This window comes from Bacillus sp. AF62, assembly GCF_050312695.1.
Classification (GTDB): domain Bacteria; phylum Bacillota; class Bacilli; order Bacillales; family Bacillaceae_G; genus Bacillus_A; species Bacillus_A cereus.
Map to the genome: position 1 here is coordinate 1 of NZ_JBNPJZ010000003.1, position 15,878 is coordinate 15,878.

Sequence of the window (15,878 nt, forward strand, 5' to 3'; positions counted from 1 at the left end):
TTCACGTTGTTTGTTTCGTTCAGTTTTCAAAGAACTACTTGGTCGCTCATTTGCGACTTCCTTATGTTAACATCTTCGTTTTTCGATGTCAACTAAGTTTTTCAATTTCTTTTTTGTCGTTTTCTGCGTTTCCGCATCAGCGACGTTTATTAATTTACCATATACAAACTATTAACGTCAACACTTTTTAATAAAAAGTTCTTTTTCTTACATAACAAATACATTCCTCTGCGTTAGCAACTCTCCGAAATAAACAAAAAATGATTTTATATCTTTCTTCCATCGCCTTTTTTACAACTTCATGAATACGCTCATCTTCAAAATCAAATAAAAGTTCCTCTAACTCTCTCTTTAATATGTATTCCATCTCTTTTCTCTCTTCTTTTGTCAACATCAGCCCAAGCAAATGATCACCTCAATAATTCCTTACGTAACAATAAACGTTTCGCTCATTTTCACTTATTACAATCCTATCATTCATTATATCCACTACTTACGATATTAATCCTTTGTTCTCTTTTTTATATTTACAGCATATATGTAACTGAAAAGGATTGGACAAAGGGGCGTAATATTATGTTTTTCTTTTTTATTACGAGTAAGAGAACTTTTAAACACATTAGCTTAATAGTGATACTTTCCTTATTTACAGCATGGCTACTCTTTTTAAAAACATATTCACATGAATCTGCTTTTTCAACTGCTACAGGTCCTAAAGTAATTTACAAAGGAGATACCGCTAAAAAGCAAGTTGCATTTACGTTTGATATTAGTTGGGGAGACAAAAAAGCAATTCCAATCCTTGATACTCTTAAAGAAAGACAAATTAAGAATGCAACCTTCTTCCTTTCTGCTGCATGGGCCGAAAGACACCCCGATATTGTAGAGCGCATCATGAAAGATGGACACGAAATTGGTAGTATGGGTTACAATTACACATCCTATACTTCTCTAGAGACGAACGAAATAAGACGAGACCTTTTACGAGCACAAGATGTTTTTACAAAACTTGGGGTAAAACAAGTCAAGCTGTTACGTCCACCTAGTGGCGAATTTAACAAGGTAACCCTTAAAATTGCAGAATCACTTGGATACACCGTCGTGCATTGGAGTAATAATTCCAACGATTGGAAAAACCCAGGTGTAAATCACATCGTTTCCACCGTCTCTAATAATTTGAAAGGTGGAGATATTGTCTTATTACACGCATCCGATTCTGCCCTTCAAACAAATAGAGCTTTACCGCTGCTCCTGCAAAAATTAAAAAGTGATGGATATGAGCAAATATCCGTATCACAACTTATTTCCAACACAAGTACGAAAAGTGAAGATGTGAAATAGCTTCGTCCCTACTACTCTTCACGTATAAAAAGCTCTACTACCTTTCAAAAAGGTGGTAGAGCTTTTTTAATCACACCATTTCCAGTAATATAACTGCTGATATATAAAACCTCTCTCTATTAAGCAGATTTACTCGTTTTTCCGATTAAACGATGTAATACAAGTAATTGATATGCATTACATAACAATAGCGGTATAACCATTAAATATAACCAATCTGTATCATTAATCCGAAGCGCCGGTACCCATTCAAGAATCGTTACAACAACCATAAAGAACAGAGCTGGCACAAATGCTTTTTTATTTGTTTCTTTACTTTTTACATAAGCAACAATTGCTCCAAACACAAATAAAATTCCAGCAACAAGTATGTTATTCCCCAATGAGATTTCTCCATTTGCAATAAGTACAGATCTTAAATACACAAAATCAAATAATACGAATGCAATAAAAAAGAGCTGGACTGCATTCCATAAAGACGATGAGCGAAACATCCCTAGTCCAAAACGATGGATTGTTAAATATGCAAAGAATCCCATTTGACTTATAACGCTAAAAATAAATCCTACACCCATCAACCAGAAAGATACCGCTAAAATCTCCTTAACGTCGAAATTTTGAAAAAATTCATTGTACCTGTCCCACTCCAAAACAAAACCAATAATAACTGTGCTAATCCCACCAAGAAACAACGTCGTTAAAAATAGTCGTACCCACTTGCGGCTATTCACAACACATCCCCCATTATCCTTATATTTCTAATTAAATTGTATCAATGACAATTTCAAAAAGCTAGCCATGTTCATGTATAAATTCCTTAAAGATATTTATATTAAAAAGAGAGAACTGTGCTGAAAGGAGTTCCAACTTATGAAACGGATACTATTCATTTTCGTTTCTTCTTTTCTACTTATCGCACTTGTAGCATGCGCACAAGGAAAAGAAACGAAATCCGAACTAGATTACGATCAAACAAAGAAAATGATTGTTGATATTTTAAAAACAGATCAAGGTAAGAAAGCTATTCAAGATGTATTAACTGATGAAAAAATGAAACAAGCACTCATACTAGATGAAACAGTAGTAAAGAAAACGATTGAAGATGCCATGGTATCCGATAAAGGGCAACAATTCTGGGAAAAGCTCTTTAAAGATCCTGAGTTCTCATCAAAGTTTGCTAAAAGTATGGGGAAAGAACAAACCCAATTAATGAAAACCTTATTAAAAGACCCTGAATACCAAGCAGGCGTTATAGAAATTATGAAAAATCCTGAAGTAGAAAAAATGATGTTACAAACAATGAAGAGTAAAGAATACCGTCAATATCTACAACAAGTACTAACAGAAACTACTGAAAGTCCACTCTTCCAAGCCAAGATGATTGATATCATTAGTAAAGGTGTACAAAAGGCTGAAAAAGGTGGATCTGATAAGAAAGAAGCAGGCGGTGACGGCGGTTCTCAAGGCGAGAAGAAGGAAGAACAGTAAAAATAATAACTATAATAACGAGTGGACAATGTATAAATTGTCCACTCGTTATTACTTTATCTTGCTATTAACAGACAAAATGGCCCTCTAGTTAAGCGAAAGGTTTACTAGTTGTTGCCAGTAACAGATGAGCCCCACTGATTAAAGTTTCGCTTTATTTTTGTGTAACAGCTGTTTTATCAATTACTGTTTCAGCTATTTTACTATAAATAATGCCGGTTGTATGTGTATCTTCATATACCGAAGGAGCAAAGTCTTCTTTATTCCAATCGGGTTGTTGCAGTGGAATACGCCCAAGAACATTTGTTTGTAGTTCGGTAGCTAACTTATCTCCCCCACCTCTTCCAAATACATATTCTTTCTCACCAGTTACCTTACTTTCAAAATATGCCATGTTCTCAACAACACCGAGAATACTATGTTCAGTGCGTAATGCCATCGCTCCAGCACGCGCTGCTACAAACGCAGCTGTTGGATGCGGCGTCGTTACAATAATCTCTTTGCAAGATGGCAACATTGAGTGCACATCTAACGCAATATCACCTGTGCCTGGTGGCAAATCTAATACTAAATAATCTAAATCGCCCCATTCTACTTCTGTGAAGAAGTGGTTTAACATTTTCCCAAGCATAGGTCCTCTCCAAATAACTGGTGCATTATCCTCTACAAAGAAGCCCATTGAGATTACCTTTACACCTAAACGTTCCACCGGAATTATCTTATCACCTCTTACGATGGGACGTTTTTCTATCCCCATCATGTCTGGCACACTAAAACCGTAAATGTCCGCATCAATAATACCAACTTTTTTTCCTAAACGAGCTAAAGCAACTGCAAGGTTAACGGAAACGGTTGATTTTCCCACGCCACCTTTTCCACTCGCTACTGCTAAGAATGTCGTTTTTGAATTTGGTGACAATAAAGATTCACTTTGCTCTGCTTCTTGTTCTGGTGCAAACTGAGCTAATTCCTCTTCTGTAAATTCTGCAAAACGAAGTCCAACTGTTGCTGCTCCAAGTTCTTTTAATAACTTTACAATTCCAGACTGCAACTGCATTTGTTCCGCTGTACCAGTTTTTACGATTGCAATTTTGACACTCACATGTTCCTTCTCAGGCTTGACTGTTACCTCTTTAATTGCACTTGTTTCTTTTAATGTTTTATGTAAAAACGGATCTACAATCCCTTCTAACGCTTCAACCACTTGTTCTTTCGTTACCATAATTAGCCCAGCCCCCTGTATGAAAAATAACGTAATGTTAATTGAATTTATCTCTGCTTATTCTTGAAATAAATGCGTTTACATTTCCAGTATAACATATTTTCCGAAAACTTCGTTAACGAGAGAAACTCAAAAAAATCCTCCTTATTCTGGAGGATTTCCTTTTTCCGTGAAATAGCGTAATATACCCCGGTATATTGCAGCCGCTACCTTTTGCTGATATTTCTCCGAATTTAACATATACCTTTCGTTCACATTCGATAAAAAGCCGGCTTCAATTAAAGCACCTGGTGTTTTAGAATACTTTAATAAATACACATGCGAAATTGTCTTAGCAGAACGATTCGTGTTCTCTAAACTTGTTCTCAATTCAGCCTGTATAAATTTTGCAGCACGTTCATTTTCAATTGAAGAGCGGTAATAGAACGTTTGTGCGCCCTTCGATCCACTACTAGTTAAAGCATTTAAATGAATACTTGCAAAAAAGTCTACATCAGGTTTATTGATGATTTCTACACGTTTTTTTAAATCCTCTGCTTTACGTCTACTATATGACTTTGTATCTTTGTTAGCTAAATCATAATCTCCCTCACGCGTTAAAATAACTAGTGCACCTTGTTCTTGTAAATAGTCTTGTACCTTTTTTGTAATTTCAAGCGTAATATCCTTTTCTATAATATCCTTTCCTCCAACAGCCCCTCCATCTGGTCCACCATGACCAGCATCTAATACAATTACTTTCCCTGATAAGGGTAAATTCCAAGCTCGCCACGATTTTGTAATTTGAAATTCTTGTTTGACTAAAAAAAACAATACAACCGCAGCGAGTGCAAAAGAGATAATTCGAATTCTCTTCATACCTTTCCTCCTCCAGCTAGTCCCTCTAATTACTTATATGGGACAAGAGGAAAGTTTATGCTTGTCTTAATGAAGCTTTAATCGATATCTTCTTTCACCTTTTTCATACCCTTCTTGCCACCACAATCCTATAAACTGCTGACAAGATTCAAAAAGTAATTCCTCATCTTTCAACTTTATTTCTCGCATAGTCATACTCGTTAAAAATTGAAATAGCGTTTCAGTTAATTGTTGTTCTTCTTCTAAAGCTCTATATTTCACATCAAAAAACGATTCACCATAATAACCAAATTTACTATATCTCGCTCCTAATAAATAAGATTCTATCCCTAATTCAATACAGTAATCTTCATACTGACGATGAAGCTCTTGCATTTGAAAGGCATCACGAATATTTGAACGTAATGTTTTTAATGATAATTCCCGCAACATCTTCCGCTCGTATTTTAACTGCTTTTCTTTTTGTTTTTCTTGTAAGCTGACAATGACATTCATAGTACTTATAAACCTCCCTAATACGTATTAGTCTAAACTTCTAAAGAAGAAGCATACGCGCGGCGGTAGCACTAAAATATTCCAAGCTATAAAAATTACAAAAGAGGAATGAAACATAAAAAAACCCCAACCAAAATGGTTGGGGTTTGTAGTTCGCAAAAATTAACGTTTTGAGAACTGAGGTGCACGACGTGCGCCTTTAAGACCGTATTTTTTACGCTCTTTCATACGTGCGTCACGAGTTAATAGACCTGCACGTTTTAGTGTTAGACGGTATTCTGGATCAGCTTTTAATAAAGCGCGAGAAATACCGTGACGAATAGCACCAGCTTGACCAGTGTATCCACCACCATTTACGTTTACAAGTACATCGTAGTTACCTAAAGTTTCTGTTGCAACTAGAGGTTGTTTCACTACTTCACGTAATGCAGCAAATGGGATATAGTTTTCAAAATCACGACCGTTAATGATAACGCGTCCTTCGCCTGGAACTAGGCGTACGCGCGCTACTGAACTCTTACGACGTCCAGTGCCATAGTATTGAACCTGTGCCAAAGTAAGCCCTCCTTTAATTAATTATCCGCGAAGTTCGTAAACTTCTGGTTTTTGTGCTTGGTGTGGATGCTCTGCTCCAGCATACACGTTAAGTTTCTTAGAAACTTGACGGCCTAAGCGTCCTTTTGGAAGCATGCCTTTAATTGCAAGCTCTAACATTTGTACAGGGTAGTTTGTACGCATTTCAAGAGCTGTTCTTTGCTTAAGTCCACCTGGGTGGTTAGTGTGACGGTAGTAAATTTTATCGTTTAATTTATTACCTGTTAAATGAATTTTCTCAGCGTTAATAATAATTACATGATCACCCGTGTCAACGTGTGGTGTAAATGTAGGTTTGTTTTTACCACGTAAAATGGATGCTACTTCAGTAGATAGGCGACCTAAAGTTTGACCTTCAGCATCAACCACATACCATTTACGCTCAACTTCGTTAGCTTTTGCCATAAAAGTCGTACGCATGTGTTTCCCTCCTCGTTATCTTTTCCATAGAAAAAATCTATTGTTTATCTTAAACACGATTTCCTTCCGGGGCTAATCGTGGTTTTAGAAACAATACCATATGTTATGATATACTTTTGAGTTTCTAATGTCAAGCAAATGTTACACCAGGATTAGTTGTTATAGTTTACCTCCCATAGGTAAAGCCCATGACCTGGAGCCATCTTTCCAGCAAACTGACGATTTTGTTTCGCTAAAATCTCTGGAATGCTATCAGGATCAAGCTTTCCTTGCCCTACGTTAAGTAACGTACCAACAATAATTCTGACCATATTATATAAAAATCCATTACCTACAAAACGAAAAATTAATTCATCGTCTTGCTCAATTAACTCGATTTCATAAATTGTTCGCACTTTATCTTTTTTGTCAGTTTTTGCCGAACAAAAAGAAGTGAAATCATGCGTTCCAATAAAATACGGAATTGCTTTTCTTATTTTTTTGATTTCGAGCGGATATGGATATTGATATACGTAATTTCTACGGAATACATCCGCAGTCTTTGATAATAATACACGATAACGATATTCTTTTCTCTCGACACCGTAACGTGCATGAAATTCTTCTGTTTTTTTCTCTACTTGCCTAATAACAATATCATCTGGCAACATTGTATTTAAAGCGTTACTCCATTGCCACTCTTCAAGAGACAAAGGAGTATCAAAGTGTATGACTTGTCCTTTTGCATGAACCGTAGAATCTGTTCTACCAGATGCCTGAACACGAACAAGTTCTCCCTTATGCAATTTCTGTAATGCTTTTTCTATCTCCTGTTGAACAGTACGATGCTTCGGCTGAATTTGATAACCACAAAAATGCATGCCATCATATGCAACCGTACATTTTATTCTATCCATTTCTCTATTCTCCATTACGATCGCACCCATGCCAAAATACAAGCTAAACAAAATAAGCTTACAATCGTTACTGTATCGCTTGTTTTCCAGCGTAGTTGCCTAAATTTAGTACGTCCTTCACCACTTTGATATCCACGAGCTTCCATCGCAATAGCTAAGTCCTCTGCACGCTTAAAAGCACTGATAAACAGAGGAACAAGCAGTGAGATAATAGCTTTCATTCTATCTTTTATCGGTCCCCCAGCGAAATCAATACCACGTGATGCTTGTGCTTTCATTATTTTACTCGTTTCATCCATTAATGTCGGAATAAAACGAAGAGAAATTGACATCATTAATGCGATTTCATGAACAGGAACCTTTATACGCTTCAACGGCTTTAATAACGTCTCCAAACCATCTGTAATTTCAATAGGTGTCGTCGTTAACGTTAATAATGTCGTCATTAAAATAATAACGAAGAATCGTACAGAAATGTATATCCCTTGCTCTAATCCTTTTTCATGTATCGAAAACCAACCAAGCTGGAGTAGTACATCCCCCTCTTTATTTGTAAAAATATGCAGGAAAAATGTAAAAAGAAAAATCCATAAAATTGGTTTTAAGCCCGAAAGTACATAACGAATCGGCACTTTTGCAAAAAATAAAGCAATGAGTGCATATAAAAATAAAAATCCATATGAAATCGCATTATTTGCTAAGAAAACAACAAATACATATAAAAAGACAATCAGCAGCTTCGTACGTGGATCAAGTTGATGAATAAGTGAATTCCCCGGGATATATCTCCCAATAATCAACTGCTGCATGATTCATGACCACCTTTTCGTAACACCTGCACAACTTCATGAGTAAGATCCTCTAAAGATAAGGTAGCCTTTGGAATTGAAATACCAAACTTCTCTTCAATTGCACGTTTATACTTTAATGACATAGGAAGATCCACACCAATTTTCTCTAGTTCATCAGCATGTGAAAATACTTCCTCTGCACTTCCTTGCAAAAAGACCGTTCCTTTATGCATAACTACAATCTGCTCCGCATACTGAGCGGCATCCTCCATATTATGCGTTACAAGGATAACTGTAAGCCCCTTCTCCTTATGCAACTTATAAAACATCTGCATAAGTTCGTTCTGCCCTTTTGGATCTAGACCTGCTGTAGGTTCATCTAATACAAGCACTTCAGGTTCCATCGCCAATACACCCGCTATCGCAACACGCCTCATTTGCCCGCCACTTAACTCAAACGGTGAACGTGTTAACAGTTCTGGCTCTAACCCTACAAGTTCAATTGCCTCTCTTGCCTTTTGCTTCGCTTTTTCTACAGATACCCCAAAATTAGTAGGGCCGAAACAAATATCTTTCTCCACAGTCTCTTCAAACAACTGATGTTCTGGGAATTGAAAGACAACCCCTACTTTTTTACGTAGTGGCTTTAGCTTTTTTTCTTTCTTTCCTGCCGAAATCAAATGTTCACCAATTTGAACTGTACCATTTGTCGGCTGCAATAAACCATTTAAATGTTGAATCATCGTCGACTTACCTGAACCAGTATGACCGATAATGGCATAATAGCCCCCACTTGGAAACGACACGTCTACATCATAAAGCGCGCGTCTTTCAAATGGAGTTTTATATTGATAACGATGTTCTACTTTTTGGAATGTAATCTCCAAAGTTCGTTCACCAAGCTTTCCATTGTAAGATGCGTATTTTGCAAAATAATTTCATTTCTTTTTAATAATTCTGCTATTTTCACCGAAAACGGTACATCTAAGCCAATTTCTTGGAGCATATGAGAGGACTTGAAAATTTTCTCTGGAGTCCCTTCCTCTAATATTTCTCCCTTATTTAAAATAATGACACGATCTGACTGTGCCGCTTCTTCTAAATCGTGCGTAATTGATAACACAGTAATACCTTTTTGATTAACAAGTTGTCTAACCGTTTCTACTACTTCACGTCTTCCTTGAGGATCTAACATTGACGTTGCTTCATCTAATATTAAAATAGATGGCTGAAGTGCTAAAACGCCTGCTATTGCCACTCGCTGCTTTTGCCCACCAGATAAGGAATGAGGCTCATCATTAAGAAAATCTTCCATACGGACAAGTCGTAAGGCCTGTTCTAATCTTTCAATCATTTGTTCTCTGGGCATTCCGATATTCTCTAAGCCAAATACAACATCATCTTGCACTGTTGTTCCAACAAATTGATTATCTGGATTTTGAAATACCATTCCAATTTGTTTTCGAACATCCCATACCGTTTCCTCTGATAAAACCATTGAATCATTTACTGTAATAGTCCCTGCTTCCGGCAAAAACAAACCATTCAATAATTTTGCAAGTGTAGACTTTCCTGAACCGTTTTGTCCAATAATAGATACCCATTCTCCCTCATATAAGGAAAATGAAACATCTTTTAATGCATACATGGCTGCCCCAGGATATTGAAATGATATATTTCCTATCCGAAGTTTCTCTTTTTTCAATAGAAGGCACCCTTTCCTTCGCCAAGCTCGCCTATTTTTATATTTAAAAAAAAGGGCCATGACCAGTTTCTTGAAAAGAACTGTCCTGCCCTTTTAATTATCATTATACTAACTCGATAATTACCATTGGTGCTGCGTCTCCGCGACGTGGACCAATTTTTGCAATACGAGTGTATCCGCCTTGGCGCTCAGCATAGCGTGGAGCTACATCAGCGAATAATTTTTGAAGTGCATCTTGACCAGTCTCAGCGTTAGCTACTTCATTGCGAATGAAAGCTGCTGCTTGACGACGAGCATGAAGATCTCCGCGTTTACCTAAAGTGATCATTTTTTCCACTACAGAACGAAGTTCTTTTGCACGAGTTTCTGTCGTTTGGATGCGCTCGTTGATAATTAAATCAGTAGCTAAGTCACGTAACATAGCTTTACGTTGCGCACTTGTACGGCCTAATTTTCTGTATGCCATTCGTAGTTCCCTCCTTTGTTCATGGGTTTAAATCCTCAGTCGTCTTTACGTAAACCTAAACCTAATTCCTCAAGTTTATGTTTAACTTCTTCTAAGGATTTACGTCCTAAGTTACGAACTTTCATCATATCTTCTTCTGTTTTGTTCGCAAGCTCTTGTACAGTATTAATTCCTGCACGTTTTAGGCAATTATAAGAACGAACAGAAAGGTCTAGTTCTTCGATAGTCATCTCAAGAACTTTCTCTTTTTGATCTTCTTCCTTCTCGACCATAATCTCAGCATTTTGTGCTTCATCAGTTAAACCAACAAAGATATTTAAATGCTCAGTTAAGATTTTGGCACCTAAAGAGATAGCTTCTTTTGGCCCGATGCTTCCATCCGTCCATACATCAAGCGTAAGCTTATCATAATTAGCCACTTGTCCGACACGTGTCTTTTCCACTTGGTAAGTCACACGTGATACTGGAGTATAAATAGAATCAATAGGAATTACTCCTATTGGTTGATCTTCGCTTTTATTTGCATCAGCTGGCGTATACCCACGGCCACGCTTTGCAGTTAAACGCACGCGGAAATGCGCATCTTTTGCTAACGTTGCAATGTGTAAATCTGGATTTAAGATTTCTACATCACTATCGTGAGTAATATCAGCAGCTGTGACAATACCTTCGCCCTGCACATCAATTTCCAACGTCTTCTCTTCTTCAGAGTAGATTTTAAGAGCTAACTTTTTCAAGTTTAAGATGATCGTCGTAACGTCTTCTACTACGCCCTCAACTGTTGAAAATTCATGTAATACGCCATCGATTTGGATAGCAGTAACAGCGGCACCAGGGAGTGAGGATAAAAGAATACGACGTAAGGAGTTACCCAAAGTAGTACCATATCCACGCTCAAGCGGTTCAATTACGAATTTACCATATTTAGCATCTTCGTTAAGTTCAACCGTTTCGATTTTCGGCTTTTCGATTTCAATCATTAACTAAACCCTCCTTCAAAACGTCGAAACCCCGGTTAAACAAAGGTATAACCCCTGTCTAACCGAAAGTCCCCCTTAGGCAGTTCCCGATTGTGCACAACAAGCGATGTTTCTGTACGAAATTTCTCGATAATGCATCATATCCATTATAGACAAAAGGGAAAATTCTATACAGAAAAATTACACACGACGACGTTTTGGCGGACGACATCCATTATGAGGAACTGGAGTAACATCTCTAATTGCTGTTACTTCTAGACCTGCAGCTTGAAGAGCACGAATTGCAGCTTCACGACCAGCACCAGGACCTTTAACAGTAACCTCTAAAGTTTTTAAACCGTGCTCCATTGCAACTTTAGCAGCAGCTTCAGCAGCCATTTGCGCAGCGAATGGAGTAGATTTACGAGATCCACGGAAACCAAGTGCACCAGCACTAGACCAAGAAAGCGCGTTACCGTGAGTATCTGTAAGTGTTACGATTGTGTTGTTGAAAGTAGAACGAATATGAGCTATACCAGCTTCGATATTCTTTTTCACACGTTTTTTACGAGTGTTTGTTTTACGTGCCATTGTTAGTTCAACCTCCTTTACTTATTATTTCTTTTTATTTGCTACTGTACGACGTGGACCTTTACGTGTACGAGCATTGTTTTTAGAATTTTGACCACGAACTGGTAAACCACGACGGTGACGAAGACCACGGTAAGAACCGATCTCCATTAGACGTTTAATGTTAAGAGATACTTCACGACGAAGGTCTCCCTCAACTTTAATACGATCGATAACATCACGGATACGTCCTAATTCGTCTTCCGTTAAATCACGAACTCGTGTTTCTGAAGAAATACCAGCTTCAGTAAGAATTTTTTCAGCAGTTGTGCGACCAATGCCGAATACGTAAGTTAAAGAAATAACAACGCGTTTGTCTCGAGGAATATCTACACCTGCGATACGTGCCATTCTGAATGCACCTCCTTCTGATTAACCTTGTTTTTGTTTATGTTTAGGGTTTTCACAAATAACCATTACTTTTCCACGTCTACGAATAACTTTACATTTTTCGCAGATTGGTTTAACTGACGGTCTTACTTTCATGTCTCGAACCTCCTTAAAGATTACGGAGTGCTATATTATTTAAAACGGTACGTAATACGACCACGATTTAAATCGTACGGAGATAATTCTACCGTAACTTTGTCTCCTGGTAAAATACGAATGAAGTTCATACGGATTTTACCAGAAACGTGAGCCAATACGACATGCCCATTCTCTAATTCTACTTTGAACATAGCATTTGGCAACGTTTCAAGAACGGTACCTTCGACTTCAATTACATCATCTTTAGCCATTCAATAGTTCTCCCTTCTTCAAATCAGTAACATTTTACACTGCTCTGAAATCCCGGAGAGCCAGCTACTTATAAAGTGGTAAGGATTTCGTATCCTGCTTCTGTAAGAGCAATCGTGTGCTCAAAATGGGCACACCATTTACCATCTACCGTTACCACTGTCCAGTCATCAGATAGTGTTTTTACATATCGTCTTCCTTGATTCACCATCGGCTCAACACAGATGACCATTCCCGGCTTTAATCTAGGGCCTCTATTTGGTGGACCATAGTGCGGGATTTGAGGGTCCTCATGTAAGTCTTGCCCGATTCCGTGACCAACATACTCCCTAACGATCGAGAATCCATTCTCTTCAGCATGGGTTTGAACCGCATGTGAGATATTTGATAATCTCTCGCCTGGTTTTACTTGTTCTAGACCAAGATACAACGATTTTTCTGTGACATCAAGTAGCTTTTGAACAGATTCAGAAATGTTTCCAACTGGATACGTCCATGCAGAATCTCCATGGTACCCATTGTATTTCGCACCAATATCGATACTGATGATATCGCCCTCTTTGAGCTTGCGCTTTCCTGGAATTCCGTGTACAAGCTCTTCATTTACAGAAGCACATATGCTCCCCGGAAATCCGTTGTATCCTTTAAAAGATGGCGTAGCACCATATTTTTGAATCGTCTTTTCCGCTATTTGATCGAGCTCTTTCGTTGTAATTCCTGGAGTAATGTGCTGTTTCAACTCTTGATGAGTTAAAGCAACGATTCTGCCAGCTTCTCGCATGATTTCTATCTCGCGAGGAGTTTTGCAGATGATCATTACGCTAAGCCTCCGATGAGAACATCGATATCAGCAAATACTTTATTGATATCTTGCTCACCATTAATGCTTTTTAAGTAACCAAGCTCGTCGTAGAAATCAAGCAAAGGTTTTGTTTGCTTAATATTCACATCTAAACGATTTGCTACAGTTTCTTCATTGTCATCAGAGCGTTGGTATAATTCGCCACCACATTTATCGCACACATCAGCTGTTGCTGGTGGATTGAATTCTAAGTGGTAAGTCGCACCGCACTCTTTACAAATGCGACGGCCTGTAAGGCGTTTTAATAACAACCCTGAATCCACATTAATGTTTAAAACATAGTCGATTTTTTTGCCAAGATCTTTCATAATCTCTTCAAGAGCTGATGCTTGTGCAACAGTTCGTGGGAAACCGTCTAGTAAGAAACCTCTTACGCAGTCTTCTTGACTTAAACGTTCACGAACAATTCCGATTGTAACTTCATCTGGAACAAGTGCACCTTTATCAATAAAAGATTTTGCTTGTAGACCCATTTCAGTTTCAGCCTTCATAGCTGCACGGAACATATCTCCTGTTGAAATGTGAGGGATGTTATACTTGGCTACAATCTGTTCGGCTTGTGTACCTTTACCAGCACCAGGAAGCCCCATTAAAATTAAGTTCATCCTTGTTCCCCCTCAGTACATGAGCATGTAGGGAAGATGGTTCTTCCCACTTACTCACTGCTTGATAAACCCTTTGTAATGGCGTTTTACCAGTTGGCTTTCTAGCTGCTTCATTGTTTCTAAAGCAACGCCGACAACGATTAACATACTCGTTCCACCAATCTGTGCAGATGGAGGAAGATTTCCCAATTTCGTAAAGATAACTGGTAAGATTGCAATCGCTGCTAGGAAAATTGATCCTACAAAGGTCAAACGATACAAGATTTTTGTTAGATATTGTTCTGTATTCTTACCCGGACGAATACCTGGAACATATCCACCTTGCTTGTTTAGATTCTCTGACATTTGCTCTGGATTAACCTGAACAAACGCATAGAAATATGTGAAGGCTACAATGAGCGCAACATATATGATCATTCCCACTGGGTGAGAATAGTTAAAGTTTGCAATAATCCACTGCGATACATCATGTTTCGGGAAGAACTGTGCAATAGTTGGAGGCGTAATTAAGAATGAAACAGCAAAAATGACTGGAATAACACCCGCACTATTTACCTTAAGCGGTAAATGTGTGTTTTGTGCTCCAGCATGATTCCCATTCCCTCCTGTTACACGCTTCGCGTATTGAATTGGGATCTTTCTAACAGCTTGTTGAATGAAAATAACACCAACAATAACTGCTAGCACAGCTAGTAAAATCAATGCAACTTTAACGATACTCATGAACAATTGATCTCCGATATTTTGAAACTGTTGTTGATACACTTGAGATATAACACTTGGGATCGCTGCAGCAATACCGCCAAAGATAAGGATGGAAATACCATTACCCACACCTTTAGCTGTAATCTGTTCGCCTAACCACATTAAAAATGCAGTACCAGCAGTCAGTACCGTAGCAATGTATAAATAAGTGCTCCAACCAGGATTCAAAATTAATTGCCCACCTACCATACCGTTAAAACCGATTGACATACCAAACCCCTGAATAAACGCAAGAACAATTGTAAAGTAACGCGTGAATTGCGTTAGTTTACGACGGCCCATTTCACCTTGCTTCGACCATTCCGAAAATTTAGGAACAACATCCATCTGCAATAATTGCACGATGATGGATGCTGTAATATACGGCATGATTCCCATCGCAAAGATGGAGAAGTTTTTCAAGGCGCCACCGCCAAATGTATTTAGAATACCTAAAGCATTTAATTGGTCTTGTGCTTTCAGTACGTCTCCATTTGTAAATGGCACTGGGATAAACGTGCCAATCCTGAATACGATTAACATCGCTAAAGTGAATAATATTTTACGTCTTATCTCAGCAACGCGCATAAAGTTGGAGATTGTACGAAACATTAGATCACCTCAACTGATCCGCCAGCTGCTTCAATTGCTTCTTTAGCACTTGAAGAGAACTTGTGCGCTTTAACAGTTAGTTTTTTCTCTACTGCTCCGCTTGCAAGAATTTTAACACCGTCGTTTAACTTGCTGATAACGCCAGTTTCCAGCAATAATTCAGGTGTTACTTCTGTACCATCTTCAAAACGATTTAACGTTGATAAGTTTACAATAGTAAACTCTTTACGGTTAATGTTTGTGAAGCCGCGTTTTGGTAAACGACGGAATAATGGAGTTTGACCACCTTCGAAGCCAAGACGAACACCGCCACCAGAACGTGCGTTTTGTCCTTTATGACCTTTACCAGCAGTTTTACCGTTACCAGAACCGATACCACGACCGACACGGTTACGTACTTTACGAGAACCTTCTGCAGGTTTTAATTCATGAAGTTTCATTCCCAGGCACCT

23 protein-coding genes are annotated in these 15,878 nt (G+C 38.1%); 2 read left to right on the forward strand and 21 right to left on the reverse strand.

Translation table 11 applies throughout. From position 1 onward, the window contains the following. Positions 1-187: 187 nt before the first annotated feature. Positions 188-406: a hypothetical protein gene (locus ACQRBL_RS00355; RefSeq protein ID WP_256425969.1), complete on the reverse strand. Its 219-nt coding sequence runs from the start codon at positions 404-406 to the stop codon at positions 188-190. Positions 407-576: 170 nt separating this feature from the next. On the opposite strand from ACQRBL_RS00355, the gene pdaB reads away from it, so the two are divergent. Beyond that, positions 577-1,341, forward strand: a complete 765-nt coding sequence (pdaB, locus tag ACQRBL_RS00360; RefSeq protein ID WP_000464718.1) for a polysaccharide deacetylase family sporulation protein PdaB — start codon at positions 577-579, stop codon at positions 1,339-1,341. A gap of 119 nt (positions 1,342-1,460) precedes the next feature. On the opposite strand, the gene kbaA is transcribed toward pdaB, so the two are convergent. Beyond that, complete coding sequence (kbaA, locus tag ACQRBL_RS00365; RefSeq protein ID WP_001088531.1) at positions 1,461-2,072, reverse strand: KinB signaling pathway activation protein KbaA; 612 nt, start codon at positions 2,070-2,072, stop codon at positions 1,461-1,463. A 139-nt stretch (positions 2,073-2,211) separates the two neighbouring features. On the opposite strand from kbaA, the gene gerD reads away from it, so the two are divergent. Further along, positions 2,212-2,829: a spore germination lipoprotein GerD gene (gerD, locus tag ACQRBL_RS00370; RefSeq protein ID WP_000821602.1), complete on the forward strand. Its 618-nt coding sequence runs from the start codon at positions 2,212-2,214 to the stop codon at positions 2,827-2,829. A gap of 154 nt (positions 2,830-2,983) precedes the next feature. Here gerD and ACQRBL_RS00375 read toward each other — a convergent pair whose 3' ends face one another. The 19 genes from ACQRBL_RS00375 to rplO form a co-directional block, all read right to left on the reverse strand. Beyond that, entirely contained in the window at positions 2,984-4,051 is a 1,068-nt protein-coding gene (locus ACQRBL_RS00375) for an Mrp/NBP35 family ATP-binding protein (RefSeq protein WP_000256623.1), read from the reverse strand. 144 nt (positions 4,052-4,195) lie between these two features. Continuing rightward, complete coding sequence (gene cwlD, locus ACQRBL_RS00380) at positions 4,196-4,909, reverse strand: N-acetylmuramoyl-L-alanine amidase CwlD (protein ID WP_000822439.1); 714 nt, start codon at positions 4,907-4,909, stop codon at positions 4,196-4,198. Positions 4,910-4,975: 66 nt separating this feature from the next. Then, positions 4,976-5,404, reverse strand: coding sequence for a DUF2521 family protein (locus ACQRBL_RS00385; protein WP_001101005.1), 429 nt, complete (start codon positions 5,402-5,404; stop codon positions 4,976-4,978). A gap of 162 nt (positions 5,405-5,566) precedes the next feature. After that, positions 5,567-5,959: a 30S ribosomal protein S9 gene (gene rpsI, locus ACQRBL_RS00390; RefSeq protein WP_000079986.1), complete on the reverse strand. Its 393-nt coding sequence runs from the start codon at positions 5,957-5,959 to the stop codon at positions 5,567-5,569. Between the two features lie 21 nt (positions 5,960-5,980). Continuing rightward, positions 5,981-6,418, reverse strand: a complete 438-nt coding sequence (gene rplM, locus ACQRBL_RS00395) for a 50S ribosomal protein L13 (protein ID WP_001260795.1) — start codon at positions 6,416-6,418, stop codon at positions 5,981-5,983. Positions 6,419-6,570: 152 nt separating this feature from the next. Next, positions 6,571-7,314, reverse strand: a complete 744-nt coding sequence (gene truA, locus ACQRBL_RS00400) for a tRNA pseudouridine(38-40) synthase TruA (protein WP_015055073.1) — start codon at positions 7,312-7,314, stop codon at positions 6,571-6,573. 14 nt (positions 7,315-7,328) lie between these two features. Next, on the reverse strand, positions 7,329-8,123 hold the full coding sequence (locus ACQRBL_RS00405; RefSeq protein WP_001186530.1) for an energy-coupling factor transporter transmembrane component T family protein: 795 nt from the start codon (positions 8,121-8,123) through the stop codon (positions 7,329-7,331). Continuing rightward, positions 8,111-8,992, reverse strand: coding sequence for an energy-coupling factor ABC transporter ATP-binding protein (locus tag ACQRBL_RS00410; RefSeq protein WP_098685529.1), 882 nt, complete (start codon positions 8,990-8,992; stop codon positions 8,111-8,113). Before ACQRBL_RS00410 ends, ACQRBL_RS00405 begins: the two co-directional genes overlap by 13 nt. Further along, complete coding sequence (locus ACQRBL_RS00415) at positions 8,968-9,810, reverse strand: energy-coupling factor ABC transporter ATP-binding protein (RefSeq protein WP_141544601.1); 843 nt, start codon at positions 9,808-9,810, stop codon at positions 8,968-8,970. Before ACQRBL_RS00415 ends, ACQRBL_RS00410 begins: the two co-directional genes overlap by 25 nt. 103 nt (positions 9,811-9,913) lie before the next feature. Then, positions 9,914-10,276: a 50S ribosomal protein L17 gene (gene rplQ / locus ACQRBL_RS00420; RefSeq protein ID WP_000331490.1), complete on the reverse strand. Its 363-nt coding sequence runs from the start codon at positions 10,274-10,276 to the stop codon at positions 9,914-9,916. 35 nt (positions 10,277-10,311) lie between these two features. Further along, the gene (locus tag ACQRBL_RS00425; RefSeq protein WP_000569643.1) at positions 10,312-11,256 is read right to left on the reverse strand and encodes a DNA-directed RNA polymerase subunit alpha; all 945 of its coding nucleotides are present in this window, start codon (positions 11,254-11,256) and stop codon (positions 10,312-10,314) included. Positions 11,257-11,436: 180 nt separating this feature from the next. Next, positions 11,437-11,826: a 30S ribosomal protein S11 gene (gene rpsK / locus ACQRBL_RS00430; RefSeq protein WP_000101797.1), complete on the reverse strand. Its 390-nt coding sequence runs from the start codon at positions 11,824-11,826 to the stop codon at positions 11,437-11,439. Positions 11,827-11,850: 24 nt separating this feature from the next. Beyond that, complete coding sequence (gene rpsM, locus ACQRBL_RS00435; protein WP_000090792.1) at positions 11,851-12,216, reverse strand: 30S ribosomal protein S13; 366 nt, start codon at positions 12,214-12,216, stop codon at positions 11,851-11,853. A gap of 21 nt (positions 12,217-12,237) precedes the next feature. After that, a complete protein-coding gene (gene rpmJ, locus ACQRBL_RS00440; protein ID WP_000868344.1) occupies positions 12,238-12,351 on the reverse strand; it encodes a 50S ribosomal protein L36 in 114 nt (37 codons plus the stop codon). Between the two features lie 35 nt (positions 12,352-12,386). Then, entirely contained in the window at positions 12,387-12,605 is a 219-nt protein-coding gene (gene infA, locus ACQRBL_RS00445) for a translation initiation factor IF-1 (RefSeq protein WP_001029884.1), read from the reverse strand. A 68-nt stretch (positions 12,606-12,673) separates the two neighbouring features. Beyond that, positions 12,674-13,420 carry a type I methionyl aminopeptidase gene (map, locus tag ACQRBL_RS00450; protein ID WP_000582539.1) on the reverse strand — a complete coding sequence of 249 codons (747 nt, stop codon included), beginning with the start codon at positions 13,418-13,420 and terminating at the stop codon, positions 12,674-12,676. Further along, positions 13,420-14,070: an adenylate kinase gene (locus ACQRBL_RS00455; RefSeq protein ID WP_001048997.1), complete on the reverse strand. Its 651-nt coding sequence runs from the start codon at positions 14,068-14,070 to the stop codon at positions 13,420-13,422. Before ACQRBL_RS00455 ends, map begins: the two co-directional genes overlap by 1 nt. Positions 14,071-14,124: 54 nt before the next feature. Beyond that, on the reverse strand, positions 14,125-15,426 hold the full coding sequence (gene secY / locus ACQRBL_RS00460; protein ID WP_000490118.1) for a preprotein translocase subunit SecY: 1,302 nt from the start codon (positions 15,424-15,426) through the stop codon (positions 14,125-14,127). Then, on the reverse strand, positions 15,426-15,866 hold the full coding sequence (gene rplO / locus ACQRBL_RS00465) for a 50S ribosomal protein L15 (RefSeq protein WP_000766083.1): 441 nt from the start codon (positions 15,864-15,866) through the stop codon (positions 15,426-15,428). The genes secY and rplO overlap by 1 nt, the downstream gene beginning before the upstream one ends. Between the last annotated feature and the right edge of the window lie 12 nt (positions 15,867-15,878).

Coding starts and splice junctions, on each gene's coding strand:
- pdaB (WP_000464718.1), top strand. CDS start 577: ATGTTTTTCTTTTTTATTACGAGTAAGAGAACTTTTAAACACATTAGC.
- gerD (WP_000821602.1), top strand. CDS start 2,212: ATGAAACGGATACTATTCATTTTCGTTTCTTCTTTTCTACTTATCGCA.
- ACQRBL_RS00375 (WP_000256623.1), bottom strand. CDS start 4,051: ATGGTAACGAAAGAACAAGTGGTTGAAGCGTTAGAAGGGATTGTAGAT.
- cwlD (WP_000822439.1), bottom strand. CDS start 4,909: ATGAAGAGAATTCGAATTATCTCTTTTGCACTCGCTGCGGTTGTATTG.
- ACQRBL_RS00385 (WP_001101005.1), bottom strand. CDS start 5,404: ATGAATGTCATTGTCAGCTTACAAGAAAAACAAAAAGAAAAGCAGTTA.
- rplM (WP_001260795.1), bottom strand. CDS start 6,418: ATGCGTACGACTTTTATGGCAAAAGCTAACGAAGTTGAGCGTAAATGG.
- truA (WP_015055073.1), bottom strand. CDS start 7,314: ATGGATAGAATAAAATGTACGGTTGCATATGATGGCATGCATTTTTGT.
- ACQRBL_RS00405 (WP_001186530.1), bottom strand. CDS start 8,123: ATGCAGCAGTTGATTATTGGGAGATATATCCCGGGGAATTCACTTATT.
- rplQ (WP_000331490.1), bottom strand. CDS start 10,276: ATGGCATACAGAAAATTAGGCCGTACAAGTGCGCAACGTAAAGCTATG.
- ACQRBL_RS00425 (WP_000569643.1), bottom strand. CDS start 11,256: ATGATTGAAATCGAAAAGCCGAAAATCGAAACGGTTGAACTTAACGAA.
- rpsK (WP_000101797.1), bottom strand. CDS start 11,826: ATGGCACGTAAAACAAACACTCGTAAAAAACGTGTGAAAAAGAATATC.
- rpsM (WP_000090792.1), bottom strand. CDS start 12,216: ATGGCACGTATCGCAGGTGTAGATATTCCTCGAGACAAACGCGTTGTT.
- rpmJ (WP_000868344.1), bottom strand. CDS start 12,351: ATGAAAGTAAGACCGTCAGTTAAACCAATCTGCGAAAAATGTAAAGTT.
- infA (WP_001029884.1), bottom strand. CDS start 12,605: ATGGCTAAAGATGATGTAATTGAAGTCGAAGGTACCGTTCTTGAAACG.
- map (WP_000582539.1), bottom strand. CDS start 13,420: ATGATCATCTGCAAAACTCCTCGCGAGATAGAAATCATGCGAGAAGCT.
- ACQRBL_RS00455 (WP_001048997.1), bottom strand. CDS start 14,070: ATGAACTTAATTTTAATGGGGCTTCCTGGTGCTGGTAAAGGTACACAA.
- secY (WP_000490118.1), bottom strand. CDS start 15,426: ATGTTTCGTACAATCTCCAACTTTATGCGCGTTGCTGAGATAAGACGT.
- rplO (WP_000766083.1), bottom strand. CDS start 15,866: ATGAAACTTCATGAATTAAAACCTGCAGAAGGTTCTCGTAAAGTACGT.